This window comes from Rhizobium leguminosarum bv. viciae, from assembly GCF_012276115.1.
In the GTDB taxonomy this organism is placed as follows: domain Bacteria; phylum Pseudomonadota; class Alphaproteobacteria; order Rhizobiales; family Rhizobiaceae; genus Rhizobium; species Rhizobium leguminosarum_T.
Genome location: NZ_WIEU01000010.1, coordinates 149,066 through 165,718, shown reverse-complemented (window position 1 = coordinate 165,718; position 16,653 = coordinate 149,066). Strand labels below are relative to the sequence as shown.

General features: G+C 62.1%; 10 protein-coding genes. 8 read left to right on the top strand and 2 right to left on the bottom strand.

From position 1 onward, the window contains the following. Nucleotides 1–280 precede the first annotated feature (280 nt). Complete coding sequence (locus tag GFM02_RS18980; RefSeq protein ID WP_168303187.1) at nucleotides 281–1,894, top strand: right-handed parallel beta-helix repeat-containing protein; 1,614 nt, start codon at nucleotides 281–283, stop codon at nucleotides 1,892–1,894. Nucleotides 1,895–1,899: 5 nt separating this feature from the next. On the opposite strand, the gene GFM02_RS18975 is transcribed toward GFM02_RS18980, so the two are convergent. Both GFM02_RS18975 and GFM02_RS18970 read right to left on the bottom strand, forming a co-directional pair. Next, complete coding sequence (locus GFM02_RS18975; RefSeq protein WP_020051633.1) at nucleotides 1,900–2,946, bottom strand: ABC transporter substrate-binding protein; 1,047 nt, start codon at nucleotides 2,944–2,946, stop codon at nucleotides 1,900–1,902. Nucleotides 2,947–3,009: 63 nt separating this feature from the next. After that, nucleotides 3,010–3,879: an ornithine carbamoyltransferase gene (locus GFM02_RS18970; RefSeq protein ID WP_168322416.1), complete on the bottom strand. Its 870-nt coding sequence runs from the start codon at nucleotides 3,877–3,879 to the stop codon at nucleotides 3,010–3,012. A gap of 433 nt (nucleotides 3,880–4,312) precedes the next feature. Here GFM02_RS18970 and GFM02_RS18965 point away from each other — a divergent pair, with 433 nt between their 5' ends. From GFM02_RS18965 to GFM02_RS18935, 7 genes are all read left to right on the top strand, one after another. Further along, on the top strand, nucleotides 4,313–6,181 hold the full coding sequence (locus tag GFM02_RS18965) for an adenylate/guanylate cyclase domain-containing protein (protein WP_168303190.1): 1,869 nt from the start codon (nucleotides 4,313–4,315) through the stop codon (nucleotides 6,179–6,181). A gap of 198 nt (nucleotides 6,182–6,379) precedes the next feature. Continuing rightward, nucleotides 6,380–7,057: a response regulator gene (locus tag GFM02_RS18960; RefSeq protein WP_003542898.1), complete on the top strand. Its 678-nt coding sequence runs from the start codon at nucleotides 6,380–6,382 to the stop codon at nucleotides 7,055–7,057. After that, nucleotides 7,054–8,436 (top strand): sensor histidine kinase, encoded by a 1,383-nt coding sequence (locus GFM02_RS18955; protein ID WP_168271024.1) that lies wholly within the window; start codon nucleotides 7,054–7,056, stop codon nucleotides 8,434–8,436. The genes GFM02_RS18960 and GFM02_RS18955 overlap by 4 nt, the downstream gene beginning before the upstream one ends. Nucleotides 8,437–8,539: 103 nt before the next feature. Further along, on the top strand, nucleotides 8,540–11,866 hold the full coding sequence (locus GFM02_RS18950) for a DUF2126 domain-containing protein (RefSeq protein ID WP_168271025.1): 3,327 nt from the start codon (nucleotides 8,540–8,542) through the stop codon (nucleotides 11,864–11,866). 27 nt (nucleotides 11,867–11,893) lie between these two features. Further along, nucleotides 11,894–14,311 (top strand): circularly permuted type 2 ATP-grasp protein, encoded by a 2,418-nt coding sequence (locus GFM02_RS18945; RefSeq protein WP_168271026.1) that lies wholly within the window; start codon nucleotides 11,894–11,896, stop codon nucleotides 14,309–14,311. After that, nucleotides 14,308–15,195 (top strand): transglutaminase family protein, encoded by an 888-nt coding sequence (locus GFM02_RS18940; protein WP_168271027.1) that lies wholly within the window; start codon nucleotides 14,308–14,310, stop codon nucleotides 15,193–15,195. The genes GFM02_RS18945 and GFM02_RS18940 overlap by 4 nt, the downstream gene beginning before the upstream one ends. A gap of 115 nt (nucleotides 15,196–15,310) precedes the next feature. Next, nucleotides 15,311–16,510, top strand: coding sequence for a vWA domain-containing protein (locus GFM02_RS18935; RefSeq protein ID WP_168271028.1), 1,200 nt, complete (start codon nucleotides 15,311–15,313; stop codon nucleotides 16,508–16,510). Nucleotides 16,511–16,653: the final 143 nt, after the last annotated feature.

Here is a 16,653-nt window from a genome sequence, read left to right as displayed (position 1 = left end):
AGACGACACTTTTTTGCCGTAATTGGCAGGCGCGGATCTAAATCCGGTTCTCCGCTGCCGATGGCAAGTGCATTATCCGCTGCCGAAGTACGGCTGCGGGCTTCGTCTGGCGAGACCCTCGGACCGGTTCCTGATCCCCTGCATTGCCCTCAAATAGCTGTGGTTTAATCCCTTGCACGAGTGACCCTAAGTCAACTACATCTTGCTCAATCCAGGGTTTTGTTTCCCGCTCTCTCGATTTCTGCAGGCCTTTATTTCACTGATACCCACAGGAAACGATATGTCGTACTGTCTGCACACCAATCCCGACCGGATTTACGATGACATGCGATCGCTGCGTCCCGGCGCAACGCTGACGCTGGAAGGCGGACGATACGCAACGCCGCTTGTCCTCTCCTCGGTGAGCGGCTCGCAGCAGCAGCCGGTCGTGATCCGCGGCAACGGTGCCGTTATCGATGGCGGCGAACCTTACGAAGACTATCGCGAGATCGCCAACCGCCTCGCCGCCGTGCAGGAAGCCAATGGCCGCTTCCCCGGCATTTATTACCTTGCCGACAACGCAGCGCTCGTGCTGCGGAATTGCCAGTGGGTCGTCATCGAGGATCTCACGTTCGAAGGCTGCTGGCCCACCGCGATCTATCTCGACAACTGCCAGCATATCACGCTCCGCCGCCTGCATATTCGCGGCAGCACGATCGCCATCGGCGCTGCCGGACCTTACACCCGCCACCTGCTGATCGAAGAGTGCGACTGGATACAGGATCTGCGATCTCACGGCGAGGCGGACCTAGCAGCGATCCGAAAGATCGGCGCGGTCGATGCCGGGCTCGATCCCGGCGATTGCGGGCTCTGGCGAGAAATCTCATGGGACCAGGTCCACGGCAATATCGAGGACACCGAGAGCCGTGTGGACGTCGAAACGGATGAGCGCGGTTTTGACGGTGACTTCTTCCGGGCATGGACTATCGCCGGCTATGTCGTCCTGCGCAACAATGTCATTCTCGACGCCTTCAACGGCATCCATTTCTTCAACGATGCCTCCGATTCCACAGTGGAGGATTTCTGCCGCAACATCGTCATCGAAAACAACTGGTTCGTCCGCATTCGTGACAACGCCATCGAGGCGGAAGACTATGCCTGGAACTGGACGGTGCGCGGCAACAGGTTTGTCGACTGCTACATGCCATTTTCGCTGGAGATGCACCGATCCGGCTATTTCTACATCTACGGCAATCTCGGCTGGAATCAGCATCGACCTGGCCCCGATGGCGACGACCGCAATTTCGGCCAGCTTTTCAAGTTTCCCAAACAGCACGAAGCCGTCGGCCCGCACTATGTCTTCAACAATTCATGGATGCTGAGAGGGCCGATCAGCAAGCGCAACCGTATCCGCCAGTTCCACCATCTAAACAACGCGATCGGCTATTACGGCGCAGCGGGCCTGTCGACGCCGAAGGATTCTGCACCTTTTGGTGCGAGTTGGCAGAACGTCCCGAAGCCGGGCCAGGGCGAAAATTCACTCGAAGGCAGATATTTCACCAAGCTTTGGCAAGAACTCGACATACGCTTCGATGGTGATCTGATCGATCACGAATATTTCCCCGACCTGCTGCGTCATGCGGGATATCCGATCGGCGTGGACGCAAATCCCGGCCCGGTCCCTTTCCGTTCGACCGCCTTCGGCAAGCCCGAAGAATTGAAGCTGACCGTGCAGGTTGCGGCAGTGCCTTTCCAGATGCAGCTTCCTGACGGACGCGAACAGTCCGTCGCCGGTGCGGACTATAGCGTCGGCGCCTGGCAGGGCGAACGTCCCTTTACGATCGAAAAGCCGATGTTCTACGAATATTGGCTCTATCCGAAGCCTTGCGGAAAGGGTGATCAGGCTGAAAGCTGACGCCTTCACTGAGTCCGCAGAACCTCGTTCCAGTGCGCGATCAGCCGCGCCCGCTTCACCTGGTCGAGATAGACCATGAGCCCGGGGCTCACCGGCACCGGCCGCAGTTGGGCGCCGAGCAGTTCCTGCAGCGTATTGGCGGTATTCTCCCCCGCGACCTCGGGGCTGACGGCCGGGATCTGTAGCTCGCGCGCCATGATCGTCTGCCCTTCCCTCGACATGAAGAAGGTAAGGTAACGCCGACCGAGCTCCGGCTCGGCGGCGGCCTGCGGCACCAGCCCGATCCGCGACATCACCACGGTATAATCCTTCGGCAGCACGATGCCGACATCGGGATAGCGCGAGGCCCAGTCGGCCGCATAGGAGCCGAGAATATTGTAGCCGAGCACGAAGCGCCCGTCGGCAACGCGTTCGAGGATCGCCGAACTCGTCGAATAAAGCTTGACGCCGGCAGCCCCCATCGCCCTGATCACCGACCAGATGTCGCCGAACTGCTCCTGGTCGCGCGCCATGAAAAGAAAGCCGACGCCGGAACGCTCGATATCGTAGGTGCCGATCCGCCCGTAGACCTCGTTGCCCTTGCGCTTCAGATAGTCGACGAATTCAGCCCGCGAACTCGGCACCGGCTCATGCGCAAAGCTCGGCTTGTGATAGACGAACACCGCCGGCTCGAAGGTGAGCGCATAGGCGGTGTTGCGCCAGTTTGCCCATTTCGGCCATGCAGCACTCATCGGCAGGTTGCTGACCTGTGCATATCCGTCGTTGGAAAGCTTCACCTGCAGGTCCATCGCCGAGGAAAAGGCGAAATCCGCCGTCTTCTTGCCGGCATCCGTCTCCCGGACGATCCGGTCGTAGATATCGCCGGTCAGCATGTCTTCATATTTGACTGCGACATCGGGATTGGCGTCCTGGAAACCCCGGATCATCGGCTGCGCCAGGGGCTCGTCGAGCGAGGAATAAACCGTCAGCACCGGCGCATCGGCATTGCCCGACTTCGCCGGATAGAAGACCGGATCGGCGAGCGCAAAGCCCGGCCAGAGCGCCAGCAGCAAGATGAAAACTCTCCTCATGCAGCAACAATGCCTGAGCGCGTCGGGAGGAGCAAGGGCACCGGACTAGGCAGCGACCCACTCCATCAGCGCATTCTGCGCGTGCAGCAGAAAGGCCTTGGCGGCACGGCTCCGGCAGAGCGGATGCTCCATCGCCTCCGCCGTCACTTCCTGGCTGCGCGCAACCGGCGGGCACGGCAGGAAGATCGCATCCTCCCGCAAACGATCGAGCACGTCGATCCCGATCCGGTAGCCGGCGAGCGCCTCCCCGGTGGCGTCACCCGGCCATGAGTCGGTGATAACGACGTCGGCATCGGATAGCTCGCCCATATCGGTGCTCACGCGGAGGCGCCTGTTGAGCAGCGCGGCGTCGCTGATGTGCCAGCGTTCGGGATAGACCTGCACCACCTTAATCGGCAATGCGATCGATGCTTCGGCCCAGGAGCGAAGGATATTTGCGTCCGCCGCCACGCCAACGACCTTCAACCCGTCGATGGAACCGCGCCGGCTGTTGATATAGGCAAGATCGCCGAGCGTCTCGCAAGGGTGGTTGGAGCGTGTGCGCGCGTTGATGACAGGCACCGGCGAGGCTGCCGCCACCGCCTTCAATGTCGCGAACTCCCTGGTGCGGATCACCAGCATGTCGAACCAGTTGCCAAGATAACCCGACAGATCGCCGGTTTCCTCCTTGGCATTGAAGCCGATCGGCACATGCACGCAGATACCGCCCATCGCCTGGATGCCGAGATCGAAGGCGGTGGTATTGCGCCAGCCGCCATCATCGACGATCAGCGCGACGCGTTTGCCCGCAAGGCTCTGCGGCATCGTGCGCTCATCCCAGGCTTTGGCAAGTACACCGGCGCGAGCGATGACCGACCGAAGTCCGGCTTCCGGAATGTCATGAAACTCCAGAAAATTCCGGGCCGAACCTGTCATCCAAAATCTCCGTCAGGTATGAAACGTCGCCACAATACCTTTCGTTGGCCTCACGGCAATCGCCGAAGCAACCGCGAATCACATTCGATACCGCGATTGGATATCCTCGCGATTCGTCTTCCAAGCCATGCTGCTGGGTCCGGCGCAAGCTTAAATCAATCGGCGATCGGTTTTATGATACCGATCCAGAAAGTATCCACGAAAGCAAAACACTCCGTTTTCTCGGATGTGAATTGTCCTTTCATCACAAAGGATTATGGGCTGACGCCGCCCTTCACCCATTTAGAGTATTGATGAAGATCGGCGACGTTATATGGTCGCGCTGCCGCGCAAAAATGTCGAGACCGCCCGAATCTATTATTCGGGGGACGACTCTACGCGACAAAAACTCTATAAAAAGCTAGACTAAACTGTGAAGATCCATGGAGGGGTCATGGAACGACGACTGAGCGCTATTCTTGCTGCAGACGTCGTCGGCTACAGCCGACTGATGGGCATCGATGAATCCGGGACGTTGCAGGCGCTGAACCGCCATCGCTGCGAACTGGTCGACATTCGTATTTCGGACTACAAGGGCCGGATCGTCAAACTCACCGGCGACGGCATCCTTGCCGAATTCCAGAGCGTGGTGAACGCGGTCGCCTGCGCTGCCGAAATCCAGCGCAGCATGGCGGCCCGCAACGAGAACGTGCCCAAGGACGAACGCGTCGAGTTCCGTATCGGCATCAATCTCGGCGACGTCGTGGTCGAGAACGGCGACATATTCGGAGATGGGGTCAATCTCGCCGCTAGGCTCGAGCGCATTGCAGCGCCGGGCGGCATCGCCGTGTCGGCCTCGGTGCGCGATCAGGTCGGCTCGCGCCTCAATCTCGGCTTCGAATTTATCGGCGAGCATATGCTGAAGAACATCCGGCAGCCCGTTCAGGTCTATACCGTCAGCTTGGCGCCGCCTTCCTCCGCCAGATTGGTCGCGCAGAACCGCAACACCTGCTTCATCGCGGTGCTGCCCTTCACCAATATGAGCGGCGATGCCGACCAGGATTATTTCTCCGACGGCATCACCGAAGACATCATCACCGATCTCTCCAAGATTTCCAGCCTGCACGTCGTGCCGCGCAACACCATCTTCACCTACAAGGGCATATCGGTGAAGGTGAAGCGGCTTGCTCAGGAGCTTGGCGTGCGCTACGTGCTCGAGGGAAGCGTGCGCATCGTCGGCAATCGCGTGCGCATTTCCGGTCAGCTGATCGACACCGCCAATGGCGACCATCTCTGGGCCGAGCGTTACGACCGCGACATGACCGACATCTTCGCCATCCAGGACGAGATCACCCATGCGATCGTCGGCCAGTTGAAAGTGCGTCTACTGCCGGAAGAGAAGAAGGCGATCGCCAACGAGCCGACCGCCAATGCCGAGGCCTATACCTATTATCTCAGGGGCCGTCAGCTCTCCCACACCTGGACCAAATCCTATCTCCAGCTCGCAAGGCGCATGTTCTGCAAGGCGGTCGAGCTCGATCCGGATTATGCCCGCGCCTATGCCGGCATCGCCGATTGCGACGCGGCGATCCGTGACTGGGCGCCTGACGACGTGCCGCTGAGGCGCATCCTCGAGATGAGCGCCCGCGCCCTGGCGCTTGATCCCGACCTCCCGGAGGCCCACGCCTCCCATGGTCTCGCTTTGCATCAGAGCGGCTACGACGATAGGGCGGCGGCGGCGTTCGAACGTGCCCTGGCGCTCGACCCGAACCTCTTCGAAGCAAATTTCCACTATGCCCGGTTCTTCTTCATGCGCGGCAACTTCGCCGAATCCGTGCAATATTTCACCCGCGCCGCCGCAATCCGCTCTGATGATTACGTTTCGCCGATCCACCTGATGTCCGCCTACCGCTCGCTCGGCCGGGTGCTGGATACGGAAAACTGGGCGCGCCTCGGCCTGCTGCGCGCCGAACGGGCCTTGAACGTCAACCCGGAAAATTCAGGCCCCGCCCATCGCGGCGCGCTGGCGCTTGCCCATCTCGGCGACGCGGCAAGGGCACGCGACTGGGCGGCCCGTGCGATCGCCATCGATCCGGACGACATCGTCGCGCAGTATAATCTCGCCTGCGTCTACTCCGTCCTCGGCGACGTCGATCAGGCGATCGATCTGCTGGAGAAGCTGCTGCCGAACAGCTCCGTCTACCATATCAAATGGTTCGACAATGATTCCGATCTCGACAACATCCGCGACGACCCCCGCTTCCGGAAGCTGCTCGCCGCCGCAATGATGCAGCGCGAGCGGATCGAAAGGACCGGGAGCTGAGGTCGAACTTTTCCCGGCCGTTCGCCGGCGCATCGGCCCGAAAATCGGAATCGATTTTCGGAAAGCACGATGCGTGGATTCAAAGTGTTACAGCGTCCTTTGCGCGTCTGAAGGACGCGCGGCGCTGTAAGCTTGAAAATCGCTGTGACATCCCTGCTTCATCTCTGTAATCTCCCTTGAAAAACAGGGGAAACATCCGTGCGCATCCTGCTCACCGAAGACAATATCGCGCTGGCAGACGGCCTGTCGGCGATCTTGCGCGGCACGGGCCATGCCGTCGATGTCGTCCATGACGGGGCGTCTGCCAATGCGGTCATCGCAGCGGAAAATTTCGATCTGGTGATCCTCGACCTCAACCTGCCAGAGATGGACGGTCTCGACGTGCTGCGCGCCATGCGCGCCCGGCAGAACCAGGCCGCCGTCCTCATCCTGACCGCGCGCGGCACGCCGGAAGAGCGGGTGAAGGGGCTCGATCTCGGCGCCGACGATTATCTGATCAAGCCCTTCGATATCGCCGAATTCGAGGCCCGCGTGCGCGTGCTGCTGCGCCGCCAAGCCGGACTGCGCTCGGCGACCGTCGGCTTCGGCGGCATCTCCTTCGATCTCAATTCCCGCACCTTTTCATCAGGTGCCACGCCGCTCGATATTCCCGCCCGCGAGCTCGGCCTGCTCGAAATCCTCTTCATGCGGGCCGGCAAGGTCGTCGCCAAGGAGGCGATCATTCAATCGCTGACGGCCTTCGACGACGACATTTCCGCAAATGCCATCGAGCAATATGTCAGCCGCCTGCGTAAGCGCCTGTCGCCGCACGGCCTGACCGTCAAGACCGCCCGCGGCATCGGTTATTATCTCGACAAGCTGCCCGAGGCCTCATGAAAGCCGCCTATTCCCTTAGGCGCCGGCTGCTCTTCTGGCTGCTCGTCTCCACCGCCGTCATCGGCACGCTGGCACTTGCCGATACCTATCGCGAGGCGGTCCAGACCTCCAATATCGTCTCCGACCGCGTGCTCGCCGGTTCCGCGCTGGCGATCGCCGAGCGCGTCGTCGTCGCCGAGGACGGCACGCTGCAGGTCGATATCCCCTATGTCGCATTGGAGATGCTGACCTCGGCCGCGCAGGATCGCGTCTTCTACCGCGTCGACGGCCCGCCGGGCCAATTCATCACCGGCTACCAGTCCCTGCCGGTCCTCGAGAAGACGCCGGGCGATGCCGCCGCCTTCGCCGACGATAGCTTCCGCGGCGAACCGATCCGCATCGCCACACTCGAACGCTCGGCCTCGACGGGCATCCGCTCGGTGCCCTTCGTGGTGACGGTCGCCGAAACCACCATCGCCCGCCGACAGCTGGCGCAGGCGATCCTCGTCCGCTCCGCACTCCGTCTCGCCTTCATGATCGCAGGCGCCGCCGTCATCGTCTGGATCTCGGTCACGGTGGCGCTCCGCCCGCTCTACAAGCTCGGCGACGCCATCGGCGAACGCAGCCCCGATGACCTGCATCCTATCAAGCAGACCGTGCCGAGCGAGGTCGAGCCACTGGTCGATACGGTGAACTCCTTCATGGTCCGCCTGCAATCGGCGCTCGATGCACTCCGCCATTTCACCGGCAATGCCAGCCATCAGCTACGCACCCCGCTGGCGATCATCCGCACCCAGCTTGCCCTTTCCGCCCGTGCCGGCTCGCTTGATGAGGCGCAGGCGGCAGCACTGAAGGGCGACCAGGCGGTAGCGCATGCCGAGCGCATCCTTGCCCAGCTTCTCCTGATGGCCAAGATCGACGCCGCCACCGCCAAGGAGGCGCTCACCGCCTCCGCCATCGATCTCGCCGCCATCGCCCAGGAAATCACCGGCGAGCAGATCCCGACGGCCGCCGTCGCCGGCATCGATCTCGGCTTCGAGGGCGAGAGCCCGGCGATGGTCCGCGCCGAGCCGCTGTTAATCGGCGAAATGCTGCGCAACCTTGCCGGCAATGCCATCGCCTATGCCGGCAACGGAGCTGAGGTCACCGTCCGTATCATCGCCGCGTCAGAGACGATCCGCCTCGAAATCGAGGACAACGGTCCCGGCATCCCGCCCGAAAAGCTGGAGGCGGTGCGCCGGCGCTTTTCGCGCGGCAATGAGTCCAGTGCGCCCGGTGCCGGTCTCGGTCTGCCGATCGTCGAAGAAATCGCCAATCTTTTCAATGCCGCGCTGACGCTGGAGCCGGGCACGGGCGGGAAGGGCCTGAGGGCGGCGGTTACCTTTACCAAGGCAGCGTAAGAGCCGTCGACCTTTCCGCCTTGCTTTCTTTCGCTGCATTGCACACACTGATTTTCGGGAACAGCAAGCCGCACGACGATGCGAGCCGGATAAAAAGAGAAATATGTCGATCAAAGCCAGCATCTATCATCTGACGCATTATACCTATGACAAGCCGATCCGCCTCGGCCCACAGATCATCCGGCTGAAACCTGCCTCGCATTCGAAGACACGGGTGCTCAGCCACTCGCTGAAGGTCACGCCCTCCAACCATTTCGTCAACCTGCAGCAGGATCCATACGGCAATTACCTTGCCCGCTACGTCTTTCCGGACCCGGTGACGGAGTTCAAGATCGAGGTCGATCTCGTCGCCGACATGACGGTCTATAATCCCTTCGACTTCTTCGTCGAGGAAGAGGCAACCAAGTGGCCCTTCGGATACCCTGAAACGATCCAGGAGGATCTGTCGATCTACATGACGCCGGAGCCGGCCGGTCCGCGCCTCAAGGCGCTGCTGCCGACGCTCGACTGGTCGCCCGACCAGCCGACAGTCGATATGATCGTCGGCCTGAATGCCCGTCTGCAGCGACAGATCGGCTATGTCATCCGCATGGAAACCGGCGTGCAGACGCCGGAGGAGACGCTGGAAAGCGCCAAGGGTTCCTGCCGCGACACCAGCTGGCTGCTCGTCCAGATCCTGCGCCATCTCGGTCTCGCCGCCCGCTTCGTCTCCGGCTACCTCATCCAGCTGACGCCGGACCTGAAGGCGCTTGACGGCCCTTCCGGCACCGAAGTCGATTTCACCGACCTGCATGCCTGGGCTGAGGTCTATCTGCCTGGCGCCGGCTGGGTCGGCCTCGATCCGACGTCCGGCCTGCTGACCGGCGAAAGCCACATCCCGCTTGCCGCCACGCCGCATTATCGCAACGCCGCTCCGATCTCCGGCGGTTATTTTGGCGAGGCCGAAACCGAATTCGCCTTCGACATGAAGGTCTCGCGCGTTGCCGAGCACCCGCGCATCACCAAGCCCTTTTCCGATGAAAGCTGGGAGGAGCTCAACGAACTCGGCGAGAAAGTCGATCGTATCCTCGAAGCCGAGGACGTGCATCTGACGATGGGCGGCGAACCGACCTTCGTTTCGATCGACGATTTCCAGTCCGAGGAGTGGAACACCGCCGCGGTCGGCCCGACCAAGCGCGAAAAGGCCGACATCCTGATCCGCAAGTTGCAAGAACGCTTCGCCCCCGGCGGTTTCCTGCATTACGGCCAGGGCAAATGGTATCCGGGCGAAAGCCTCCCGCGCTGGACCTTCTCGCTCTACTGGCGCCGCGACGGCAAGCCGGTCTGGCAGAACCTCGATCTGGTCGCCGCCGAAGGCAAGGATACCGGCGTCAAAGCCGAGGATGCCGAAAAGCTCCTGACGGCAATCGCAAAGGAGCTGGCGATCAAGCCTGACATGGTGCAGCCGGCCTATGAGGATCCGGCCGACTGGATCATCAAGGAAGGCAGCCTTCCCGAAAATGTCGATCCGTCCAATTCGAAGCTGAAGGATCCCGAGGAGCGCAGCCGCATCGCCCGCGTCTTCGCCCGCGGCCTCACGACCCCGACCGGTTACGTCCTTCCGGTTCAGGCATGGAACGCCAAAGCAGCCGAAACACGGGTCTGGGTCAGCGAGAAATGGCGCACCCGCCGCGGCAAGATCTTCCTCGTCCCGGGCGACAGTCCGATTGGATATCGCCTGCCGCTCGGCACGCTGCCCTATGTTCCCCCGGCGCGTTACCCCTATATCCACCCCGCCGATCCGACGATCCCGCGGGGACCGCTGCCTGATGTCTTCGTACCGGCCGGCCGGGCCATGCCGGAAGCCTCCTTCCATGCCGACGAGAGCAATCGCGGCCGGGTCGAACAGACGCTCGGCGAGCTTCGCGGCGCCGTACGCACCGCCATGTCGGTCGAGCCGCGCGACGGCAGGCTCTGCATCTTCATGCCGCCGGTGGAGCGCATCGAGGATTATCTCGAGCTGATCGCCGCCGCCGAAAACGCCGCCGCCGAGCTCAAGCTTCCCGTCCATATCGAAGGTTATCCGCCGCCGCAGGATGAACGCATCAACGTCATCCGCGTCGCCCCGGATCCCGGCGTCATCGAGGTCAATATTCATCCGGCTTCGAACTGGAAGGACTGCGTCGACATCACCACGGCGATCTACGAGGAGGCCCGCGCCACCCGGCTCGGCGCCGACAAGTTCATGATCGACGGCCGTCATACCGGCACCGGCGGCGGCAACCATGTCGTCGTAGGCGCGGCCAATCCGAACAACAGCCCCTTCCTGCGCCGTCCCGACCTCCTGAAAAGCGTGATCCTCCACTGGCAGCGTCACCCCTCGCTCTCCTACCTCTTCTCCGGCATGTTCATCGGCCCGACCAGCCAGGCGCCGCGTATCGACGAGGCTCGTCACGACAGCCTCTACGAGCTGGAGATCGCCATGGCGCAGATCGGAGCCCCCGGCCGTGGCCAGCAACCGCTGCCCTGGCTCGTCGACCGCCTGTTCCGCAATCTTCTGACCGACGTCACCGGCAACACCCACCGCGCCGAGATCTGCATCGACAAGCTGTTCTCGCCCGACGGCCCGACAGGACGGCTCGGCCTCATCGAGTTCCGCGGTTTCGAGATGCCGCCGAACGCGCGCATGTCGCTTGCCCAGCAATTGCTGGTGCGCGCGCTGATCGCCCGTTTCTGGGTCAATCCCGTCGACGGCAAGTTCGTCCGCTGGGGCACGACCCTGCACGACCGTTTCATGCTGCCGCATTTCGTCTGGGCCGACTTCCTCGACGTGCTCGCCGATCTTCGCGAAAACGGCTTCGACGTCAGCCCGGAATGGTTCAAGGCCCAGCTCGAATTCCGCTTCCCCTTCTGCGGCGAGGTCGAATACGAGGGTTCTAAGCTGGAGCTGCGCCAGGCCTTGGAGCCTTGGCACGTCATGGGCGAGGAAGGCGCGCCGGGCGGCACTGCCCGCTACGTCGACAGCTCCGTCGAACGCCTTCAGGTGCGGCTCGAAACCGGCAATGCCTCGCGTTATACCGTAACCTGCAATGGCCGCACCTTGCCGCTGACGCCGACCGGTACATCGGGCGTGTCGGTTGCCGGCGTCCGCTACAAGGCGTGGCAGCCGGCCTCGGGCCTGCACCCCGTCCTGCCGATCAACACACCTTTGACTTTTGACATTTATGATACATGGTCGAAGCGTTCGATCGGCGGCTGCATCTATCATGTTGCTCATCCGGGTGGCCGGACCTATGACACCTTCCCGGTCAACGGTAACGAGGCGGAAGCAAGACGACTCACCCGGTTCGAGCCGTGGGGGCATACGGCGGGCGGATACATTCCGCGCGTCGAGACGGGTTCGCCGGAATTTCCGCTGACGCTGGATCTGAGGCGGCCCGCCGGGGTTTGAGGCCGAGGGTTTGAGGCTTAAGTTTTGATGGGCAAGAAGCCGGCAGTGGAGCGCAGGGAAGAGGCAGAGGACCGCATCGTCAAGAATGCGGCCTTCGGCTATGCGCCGCTTCCCGATACCGCCGATGAAATGGTCGACAACGACGGCGCCGTCCGCCCCGTCTGGCAGAATTTCCTCTCGCATCTGAGCGCAATGCCGGAAAAGGATCTCGCCGAGCGGTTCGCCCGCGCCGACCGCTATCTTCGTGATGCCGGCGTCTTCTATCGCGCCTATGGCAGCAAGGGCGCCGGCGAGCGAGCCTGGCCGATCTCGCATATCCCGGTGCTGATCGACGAGCGCGAATGGCAGACGCTGTCGGCGGGCCTCGTCCAGCGCGCCGACCTGCTGGAAGCGATCATCGCCGATATCTACGGCGACAACCGGCTGGTAGAGGAAGGGTTCCTGCCGCCGGCACTGATCGCCGCCAATCCCGAATTCCAGCGCCCGCTCGCCGGCATCAAGCCGGCATCCGGCCATTATCTGCATTTCTGCGCCTTCGAAATCGGCCGCGGGCCTGACGGCAACTGGTGGGTGCTCGCCGATAGGACGCAGGCTCCCTCAGGCGCTGGTTTCGCGCTGGAAAGCCGCGTCGCGACGACCCGTGCCTTCTCGGATATCTATGCCGAAACCCCGGTCCATCGCCTTGCCTCCTTCTTTGGCGCCTTCCGGGATGCGCTTCAGGGTATGAAACATTCCGGCGACGACCGTATCGCCGTGCTGACGCCCGGCCCCGCCAACGAGACCTACTACGAGCACGCCTACATCGCCCGCTATCTCGGCTTCATGTTGCTCGAAGGCGAGGACCTGACTGTCGTCAAGGGCCGCGTCATGGTGCGCACCGTCGCCGGCCTGAAGCCGATCGGCGTGCTCTGGCGCCGTCTCGATTCGGCTTTTGCCGACCCACTGGAGCTCAACCAGAATTCGCATATCGGCACGCCCGGCCTCGTGGAAGCGCTCCGCGCCGAAAGCCTCACCATCGTCAATGCGCTCGGCACCGGCATTCTTGAAACCCGGGCGCTTCTCGCCTTCATGCCGACTATCTGTCACCATCTGCTTGGCGAGGATCTGCAATTGCCCTCGATCGCCACCTGGTGGTGTGGCCAAGAGGAAGAGCGCGAGCATGTGGCGAAGAACATTGAGAAGATGGTGATCGGCCCGGCCTATTCCCGCGCACCCTTCTTCGACGACAACGGCGAGTCCGTGCTCGGCTCGTCGCTGCGTGCGGCCGCCAAGGATTCGATCACCGACTGGCTGAGTTCGGACGGCCCGAAGCTCGTCGGCCAGGAGGTCGTCACGCTGTCGACGACGCCCGCCTGGGTGGACGGCAAGCTCGTGCCGCGGCCGATGTCGCTGCGCGTCTTCGCCGCCCGCACGGCAAACGGCTGGCAGATCATGCCCGGCGGTTTTGCCCGCATCGGCTCCGGCGCCGATGTCGCGGCGATCGCCATGCAGTCGGGCGGAGCGGCGGCCGATGTCTGGATCGTCAGCGACAAACCGGTCGAGCGCCACACGCTGCTGCCGGCCGAGGGCAGCTTCACCCGCAACATGCCGGGCAGCTTGCCCAGCCGGGCGGCCGACAATCTGTTCTGGCTCGGCCGTTACATCGAACGTGCCGAAGGGGCGCTGCGCATCCTGCGCGCCTGGCATGCCCGTTTCGCCGAAGCCGCCGACCCGAGCCAGCCGCTGCTCGCCGACGTCTCCGATTATCTTGCCGCCGTCGATATCGATACTGCCAACGCCGTGCCGGAAACGCTGCTGCGCAACATTGACAGCGCCGTCTTTTCGGCCAGCAACATCCGCGATCGCTTCTCGCCGGACGGCTGGCTGGCGCTCAACGATCTCGCCAAGACCGCGCGCCGCTTCCACGTCACCGTCGCTGCCGGTGACGACGCCAGCCACGCGATGACGATCCTCTTACGCAAGCTTGCAGGCTTCGCCGGCCTCATGCATGAAAACATGTACCGCTTCACCGGCTGGCGGTTTCTTTCGCTCGGCCGCTATATCGAACGCGGCCTGCACATGACCCGCCTGCTCGGCCACATGTCCGGCCCGGAAGCGCCTGACGGCGCGCTCGACATGCTGCTCGAGATCGGCGACAGCGTCATGACCCATCGCCGCCGCTATAACGTCAACACCGCGCGGCTGACGGTCACCGACCTCTTGGCGCTCGACCCGCTCAACCCGCGTTCGGTCCTCTTCCAGGTGAATGAGATCCATCATGAGGTCGAGCAACTGCCGAATGCCATGATCAACGGCCAGATGTCGCCCTTCTACCGCGAGGCGATGCGGCTCCATTCCGGCCTGGCGGTGATGACGCCGGAGGGCATGGGCGTCGAGGTCTATCAGCGACTGGAACGCGAATTGGAGCAGCTCTCCGATCTGCTCGCCCAGACCTATCTCGGGTGACGGCCGTGCTCTACGATCTCTCCCTCCACATGGGTTACAGCTACGACGCGCCGGCCTCCGGCGCCCGCCACATCATGCGCCTGATGCCGCTGTCGCTGGCCAATCGGCAGCGGCTGATCGCCGGATCGATCACCATTTCGCCCTCGCCGGACGAACAGTCGCACTTCGTCGATTTCTTCCATCATCCCGCCACCTCCTTCCTGCTGCGCGCGCCGCACGAGACGCTCGACATTCGCATGCAGGCCCGCGTGCAGGTGGAAAGCCAGCCGATTGCCGCCGATTTCTCGCCGCTGCTTGCCGACCTGCCGGAGGAGATATCAGGCATGTGGTCGCTGGCGCCGGATTCGCCGCACCATTTCCTCGGCGACAGTCCGCGCCTCACCGAAGCGCGCGAGATCGCCGACTATGCGCGAAGGTGTGCGACGCCTGAGCTGACGGCGATGCAGATCGCCCATGCGCTCTGTGCCCGAATCAACAAGGACTTCACCTACGACCCCGACGCGACGACGGTGGACACGACGCCGCTCGAGGCGTTCAAACTGAAGAGCGGCGTCTGCCAGGATTTCACCCATGTGATGATCCTGGCGCTCCGAAGCCTCGGCATTCCGGCCGGCTACGTCTCCGGTTTCCTGCGCACCATCCCGCCGCCTGGCAAGGAACGGCTGGAAGGCGCAGACGCCATGCATGCCTGGGTGCGGATCTGGTGCGGTGAGACGAACGGCTGGATCGAGCTCGACCCGACCAACAACATCCCCGCCGGCACGGACCACGTCGTCGTCGCCTATGGCCGGGACTATTCCGACGTCGTTCCCGTCATCGGCGTATTGAAAAGCTACGGCGGCCAACGCGCCGTCCAGGCGGTCGACGTCATCCCGCTGAAATGATCCCAAAACTGGAAAAATCCGACGATTCGTTAAAATTGTATTGACGCCGTAAGGCCGGAGGAAAGGAGAAGCGTGCGCATATCACCTCACAGGGCCTCCTATACGGGTGAACATGATGAACACCTCCTTTTTGCATCCCTGCCTGCGTCGCATGTTCAGCGACCGTGGCGGTAATTTCGGCATAATGACGGCGATCATGATGCCCGTCCTGCTCGGTGCCGCCGGCCTGGCGATCGACTATTCGAACATGGCGCTCTCGAAGCGCGAGCTGCAAGAAGCCACCGACTCGGCCGCTCTCGCGGCAGCGACCGCACTCGCCAGTGGGGCGGCTTCGACCACCGCTGACGCCGAAGCCATAGCCAAAGATTTCGTAAGCGGCCAGATGGCCAATCATGTCGACACCGACGCCATAAGCAGCATTAAGGCTGGAACAAGCGTCGACATCGACGTCAGCACGACGGCAACAAGCAAGAGCTATAAAGTTACCGTCGCCACCTCTTATGGGATCGCCGCCACGCCATTCATGAGCGTTCTTGGCTACAAGACGCTGAATATCGGCGCCTCGACTTCGACTTCGAGCGGCACCAGCGATACCAAGACCGCTCTCTCGATGGAACTGGTCCTCGACCAATCGGGTTCGATGGGCGAAAAGACGACTACCTGCGCGACTTATAATGGTAAGAATTGCAAAACCTACGTCACGAAGATCGACGCGCTCAAAAAGGCTGCCGATGCCCTCTTTGATGCATTGGACACCGCCGATCCGGATCACAGCCTCGTACGCACGGGTGCCTATTCTTACAACAACGGTCTGATTTATAAGGATTGGCAAAAGACCCAGATCAAAAGCATGAGCGGTATGGCCTGGGGTACGGCGACGACTGCAACTTATGTGAGCGGAATTACAGCAAGCGGGGGCACCGACGCCACCGAACCGATGAGACAGGCAACTCTTTCTATTGCCAAAGCCTCGGACGGCTCTGATGTTGAGACTCAGGCGCATGCTGCCAAAGGCAACACAATTGTATCTCGGTACATCATCCTGATGACCGACGGCGAAATGACCGGCAACACAGGCGAATGGCAAAGTTCGTTCGACCAGAACGTGCGCAACCAGTGCGACGCGACCAAAACAGCCGGCATCAAGATCTTTACCGTCGCCTTCATGGCACCGGACAGGGGCAAGCAGTTGCTCCAGTACTGCGCTTCGCCGGGCGGAAACTATTATGAAGCCGAAACGATGGAGAAGCTGGTGGCGTCCTTTACCAGCATTGCAAAAGAGGCGACGAAGGCTGTCACACTGCTGACCAACTGAACGCTCAGCCCAACGTTCAACTTAGAAAAAAGCCGCACCGGAACAAACCGGAGCGGCTTTTCGTTGTGCTCGTTCGGCGCATCAGATCGGGAAAAGCGATTGAAATCAACCCCCTTGACCCGCGTGAATATGAAGGTTTCGCA

What these genes read in the sequence shown, in the direction of transcription:
- GFM02_RS18980 (WP_168303187.1), top strand. Translation starts at nt 281, where the DNA reads ATGTCGTACTGTCTGCACACCAATCCCGACCGGATTTACGATGACATG.
- GFM02_RS18970 (WP_168322416.1), bottom strand. Translation starts at nt 3,879, where the DNA reads ATGACAGGTTCGGCCCGGAATTTTCTGGAGTTTCATGACATTCCGGAA.
- GFM02_RS18965 (WP_168303190.1), top strand. Translation starts at nt 4,313, where the DNA reads ATGGAACGACGACTGAGCGCTATTCTTGCTGCAGACGTCGTCGGCTAC.
- GFM02_RS18955 (WP_168271024.1), top strand. Translation starts at nt 7,054, where the DNA reads ATGAAAGCCGCCTATTCCCTTAGGCGCCGGCTGCTCTTCTGGCTGCTC.
- GFM02_RS18950 (WP_168271025.1), top strand. Translation starts at nt 8,540, where the DNA reads ATGTCGATCAAAGCCAGCATCTATCATCTGACGCATTATACCTATGAC.
- GFM02_RS18945 (WP_168271026.1), top strand. Translation starts at nt 11,894, where the DNA reads ATGGGCAAGAAGCCGGCAGTGGAGCGCAGGGAAGAGGCAGAGGACCGC.
- GFM02_RS18935 (WP_168271028.1), top strand. Translation starts at nt 15,311, where the DNA reads ATGAACACCTCCTTTTTGCATCCCTGCCTGCGTCGCATGTTCAGCGAC.